Source organism: Pseudoalteromonas sp. Z1A6 (genome assembly GCF_011378745.1).
In the GTDB taxonomy this organism is placed as follows: domain Bacteria; phylum Pseudomonadota; class Gammaproteobacteria; order Enterobacterales; family Alteromonadaceae; genus Pseudoalteromonas; species Pseudoalteromonas arctica.
On record NZ_WTKW01000699.1, the window covers coordinates 1 to 595 of the forward strand.

The following is a 595-nucleotide window of genomic DNA, read 5'->3' on the forward strand; positions in this document are numbered from 1 at the left end:
ATTTACTAGAAAATAAATTGATATAACTAAAACCCATACTTTAACACTAAAAAAACGTGCAGAATTTTATCTGCCCGCTATAATCAATTTTATGCCACTTAATAATAATAGTTATTACTCACTGCAGCGAGATAAAAATGAACCAACAACAATCAGCATTGTTAAATAACTTAACAATTATTAAGCCAAATTTTCATGCATTCACGGCTCGATTTCACAGTAAATTGGCTGAATCTAGCATTGAAATGAATTACCCAACAGCCTTACAATTTAACGAAAAGAGTTTTACCCTTTTTTGTGTGTTAGAACGAATTGTTAAACATTTAGATAAGCCAGCATCGGTAGCTCCTTTTTTAGCACATCATTTAATGTACCTAAAAAAAAGCAGTGTTTCGCAAAGTGACATTGCACCATTATCTGATGCGTTTTACGAAACCCTTAAAGAGCACCTTGGTAAACACTTTACTCCTGAGAGCCAGCTCGCTTGGAAAAAAGCCCTTAAATATTTTGAAAACTTTGCCAGCAATATTCTATTTAATGTATCTAATGTGGTTTCGTTACAACAAAAAATGCAGCAAAAGCAAAGTAATAAAAT

The 595-nt window shown here is 32.3% G+C and carries 1 protein-coding gene; it reads left to right on the forward strand.

The genetic code is table 11. The features are described 5' to 3' along the window. Window positions 1-137 precede the first annotated feature (137 nt). The coding region (locus GQR46_RS20405) for a globin (RefSeq protein ID WP_165742356.1) at window positions 138-595 on the forward strand (458 nt) is incomplete at its 3' end.